This is a genomic window from Roseateles sp., assembly GCF_036404855.1.
Taxonomy (GTDB): Bacteria; Pseudomonadota; Gammaproteobacteria; order Burkholderiales; family Burkholderiaceae_C; genus Pelomonas.
On sequence record NZ_DASWYS010000057.1, the window covers coordinates 1 to 3868 of the forward strand.

At 69.0% G+C, this 3868-nt stretch carries 6 protein-coding genes; 5 read left to right on the plus strand and 1 reads right to left on the minus strand.

Translation table 11 applies throughout. The features are described from left to right. The 5 genes from VGF12_RS04055 to VGF12_RS04075 all read left to right on the plus strand — a co-directional run. Nucleotides 1–342: cytochrome c oxidase subunit 3 (locus tag VGF12_RS04055; RefSeq protein WP_331174764.1), on the plus strand; the 342-nt coding region annotated here is incomplete at its 5' end. Then, complete coding sequence (cyoD, locus tag VGF12_RS04060) at nt 342–740, plus strand: cytochrome o ubiquinol oxidase subunit IV (RefSeq protein WP_331174765.1); 399 nt, start codon at nt 342–344, stop codon at nt 738–740. The genes VGF12_RS04055 and cyoD, both read left to right, overlap by 1 nt. Before the next feature lie 10 nt (nt 741–750). After that, a complete protein-coding gene (locus VGF12_RS04065) occupies nt 751–1458 on the plus strand; it encodes an SURF1 family protein (protein ID WP_331174766.1) in 708 nt (235 codons plus the stop codon). Then, a complete protein-coding gene (locus VGF12_RS04070; protein ID WP_331174767.1) occupies nt 1455–2798 on the plus strand; it encodes an ATP-binding protein in 1344 nt (447 codons plus the stop codon). The genes VGF12_RS04065 and VGF12_RS04070 overlap by 4 nt, the downstream gene beginning before the upstream one ends. After that, entirely contained in the window at nt 2791–3345 is a 555-nt protein-coding gene (locus VGF12_RS04075; protein WP_331174768.1) for a response regulator transcription factor, read from the plus strand. The genes VGF12_RS04070 and VGF12_RS04075 overlap by 8 nt, the downstream gene beginning before the upstream one ends. Here the strand turns inward: VGF12_RS04075 and VGF12_RS04080 are convergent. Beyond that, on the minus strand, nt 3338–3868 hold a 531-nt coding region (locus tag VGF12_RS04080), incomplete at its 5' end, for an FAD-binding oxidoreductase (RefSeq protein WP_331174769.1). The genes VGF12_RS04075 and VGF12_RS04080 overlap by 8 nt on opposite strands.

Sequence of the window (3868 nt, forward strand, 5' to 3'; positions counted from 1 at the left end):
AAGCGGCGCATGGGCGGCACGCTGGTGTGGCTGGCCATCACCGGCCTGCTGGGCGCGGGCTTCATCGGCCTGGAGCTCTACGAATTCGCGCACCTGCTGCACGAAGGCGCGGGCCCGCAGCGCAGCGCCTTCCTCTCCAGCTTCTTCACGCTGGTGGGCACGCACGGCTTGCACGTCACCTTCGGCTGCATCTGGCTGGTCGTGCTGATGGTGCAGGTGCACAAGCGCGGCCTCACCGCGCCCAACCGCCGCCGCCTGATGTGTTTGTCGATGTTCTGGCACTTCCTGGACGTCGTCTGGATCGGCGTCTTCACCTTTGTCTATCTCATGGGAGTGATGTGATGGCGGCCAAGCACGATCACGGTCACGGTCACCACGGTGACGACAGCTTTGACGGCGAGCAGGATTTCCACGTCAGCGTGAAAGGCTATGCCGTCGGCTTTGTGCTGGCGGCCATCCTGACGGCCATCCCGTTCTGGCTGGTCATGGGCAAGGTGCTGCCCAGCCCCAAGATGACGGCCTTCATCATCCTCGGCTTCGCGGCCGTGCAGATGGTGGTGCACATGGTGTACTTCCTGCACATGAACGCCAAGGTCGAGGGTGGCTGGTCCATGCTGGCGCTGCTGTTCACGGTGGCACTGGTGGTCATCATGCTGGCCGGCTCGGTCTGGGTCATGTATCACATGAACACCAACATGATGCCGACGCCCGATCCCGCGGCGATGCGCAACATGCCCTGACAGAGGCGGTATGGGCCGCGCCGCACGTATCACGCTGATCGTCAGCGCGGCGCTGGCCAGCCTGGGCTTCCTGGCGCTGTGCGGCTGGCAGGTCCAGCGCCTGTCCTGGAAGCAGGACCTGATCGCCCGCATTGAGCGGCAGGTCCATGCCGAACCTGTCGCGCCGCCACCTGCGACGGCGCCGGTGTCGAAGTCCGACGAGTACCGCCGTTTGCGCCTGCACGGCCGCTTCGAGCCGCGCGAGGTGCTGGTGCATGCCACCACCGAACTCGGCGGTGGCCACTGGGTCATCGCGCCGCTTCGCCTCGAGGACGGCAGCACCGTGCTCGTCAACCGCGGTTTCGTGCCACCTCAGCAGCGGGCGCCCGAGCTGCATGCCGCGCCTTCAGGGCCGGTGGAGCTCGTCGGCCTGCTGCGCCTGACCGAGACTGGCGGCGGCCCGCTGCGCCGCAACGAACCGGCCGAAGGCCGTTGGTATTCGCGCGACGTGGCGGGCATCGCGGCTCAACTTGGGCTCGGTGGCTCGGTCGCTCCGTTCTTTGTCGACGAGTCCGCCGACCCGGCCCGGCCCCAGCGCTGGCCGCGACCCGGCCTGACGGTGCTGCGTTTCGCCAACAATCACGCTGTCTATGCCATCACCTGGCTGGCGCTCGGGGTCATGACCGCCGCCGCGGCCGTTTACCTGGTCCGTGAGGAGCGCCGGCGCGCGCCGTCTTGAACACCACGCCTGCCCCCGCCCAGCGCGAATCCGCTGCCGAGCCCGTCGTCGTCGCTCCCGAGCGTCGCGCCGGACAGGCCAATCTGCGCCAGCTCATCGAGCTGCGCTGGCTGGCCGTCGGTGGCCAGCTCGCCACTGTGCTGGTCGTGCATGCCGGTCTGGGCATCACGCTGCCTTGGGCGGAAATGCTCAGCCTGCTGGGCATCCTCGCGGCCTTCAACCTTTTCAGCCTGTGGCGCAACCGGCTCGCGCAGCCGGTGTCGCAGATCGAGCTGTGCGTCGCGCTGCTGGTCGACGTGGGCGTGCTGACCGGTCAGCTGTACCTGGCCGGTGGCAGCGACAACCCCTTCATCTATCTCTATCTGCTGCAGGTCGCCGTCGCATCGGTGCTGCTGCGGCCGGGCTACCTGCTCGCCGTCATCGTCAGCACGGTCTCGGGATTCGTGCTGCTGATGCAATGGCATCGCCCGCTGTTGCTGGACGCCTCGGCACCGACAACCCTGTCGCCCAACTACCTGGGTGGCCTGCTGCTGTGCTTCGTGCTCAACGTCGGGCTGCTCAGCGTCTTCATCGTGCGCATCAACCGCAACCTGCGGCAGCGCGACGCCGAGCTGGCGCAGGCGCAGCAGCGTGCCGCCGAGGAGGTGCACATCTTGCGCATGGGGCTGCTGGCCAGCGGTGCGGCGCACGAACTGGGCACCCCGCTTGCCACGCTCAGCGTCATCCTGGGCGACTGGGCGCACATGGCGCCCTTCGCGGCCGAGCCGGAGCTGCGCGAGGAGATCGAGGAGATGCAGCGCCAGATCCTGCGCTGCAAGGCCATCGTGACGGGCATCCTGATGTCAGCCGGCGAGATGCGCGGCGAGGCGCCGCAGCTCACGACGCTGCAGGTCTTCATAGATGGCCTGGCCGACAACTGGCGCGCCACCCACCCGCAGGCCGAACTGGCGGTGCGTTGCGAGCGCCTGCCCGAGGCCCAGATCATCTCGGACAGCGCGCTGCAGCAGGTCGTCGCCAACCTGCTGGACAACGCCGCCGAGGCTGCGCCGGGTCAGCCGCTGGCGCTGCGGGCGGCCTGCCCGGGCGGCGAGACGCTGTCCTTGAGCGTGCAGGACCGCGGCCCCGGCTTCGACGCCGATCAGCTCGCCCACTTCGGCGAGCCCTACCAGAGCAGCAAGGGCCAGCATGGCCGCGGCATGGGGCTGTTCCTGTCGGTCAACGTGGCCCGCACGCTGGGTGGCCGGCTGGAAGCGCGCAACCGGGAGGAAGGGGGCGCCGCCGTCACCCTGACGCTGCCCCTGGCTTCACTGCTGCCACGAGAATCCCGCACTGATGCCTGAAGAAGACCGCCTGCTGCTCATCGTCGAGGACGACGACAGCTTCGCCCGCACGCTGACCCGCTCCTTCGAGCGTCGCGGCTGGCGCGTCGTGCGCGCCACCGGCCTGGACGACATGAAGGCCTTGCTCGACGGCCTGCCCGACGACGAGGAACTGGGCCATGCCGTGGTGGATCTGAAGCTGGCCGGCGGCGCGTCGGGCCTGAGCTGCGTGCAGCACCTGCACGGATGGGATCCCGAGGTGCTCATCGTCGTGCTGACTGGCTATGCGTCCATCGCCACCGCCGTCGAGGCCATCAAGCTGGGCGCCTGCCACTACCTGGCCAAGCCGGCCAACACCGACGACATCGAGGCCGCGTTCGCGCGCCGGCAGGGCGATGCGGACGTGGAGGTCACCGAGCGCCAGACGGCGTCCATCAAGACGCTGGAGTGGGAGCGCATCCACGAGGTGCTGGCCGAGACCGGCTTCAACATCAGCGAGACCGCGCGGCGGCTGGGCATGCACCGGCGCACGCTGGCGCGCAAGCTGGAGAAGCAGCGGATCAAGTGATCAGCCGCTCCCTGAGCGCGTCGCGCAGCTCCGCCCAGCTGTAGCTGGCCTGCGCGGCCAGCAGGCCGGCCTGGCCGAACACCGGCGTCAGGCCGTAGCGCTGCAAGGCCGCGGGCAGGTCCGTGCGGCCGCTGATGGCCTCGGCCAGCCACTCGCCGGCCGCCGTCGTTGGCGCCACGCCATGGCCGCCGAAGGCCTGCGCGAACCACAGCCCCGGCGACAGCTGGCCGATCTGCGGCATCTTGTGCCGCGCATAGCTCATGAGCCCGCCCCAGGCGTGTTCGATGCGCACCGTGGCCAGCTGCGGATAGACCCTGAGCAGGTCCGCCTGCAGCATCTGCGCGATGCGCGCCGGGTCGCGCTCCTGGATGGAGATGCGACCGCCCCACAGCAACCGGTCGTCGTTCAGCCTGCGGTAGTAGTCGAAAGCGAAACGGTTGTCGTAGAGCGCCGCGGGGCTGCGTATCGGTTGCAGCGACTCCGGCAGCGGCTCGGTGGCGATGACATAGGTCGCTACGGCCAA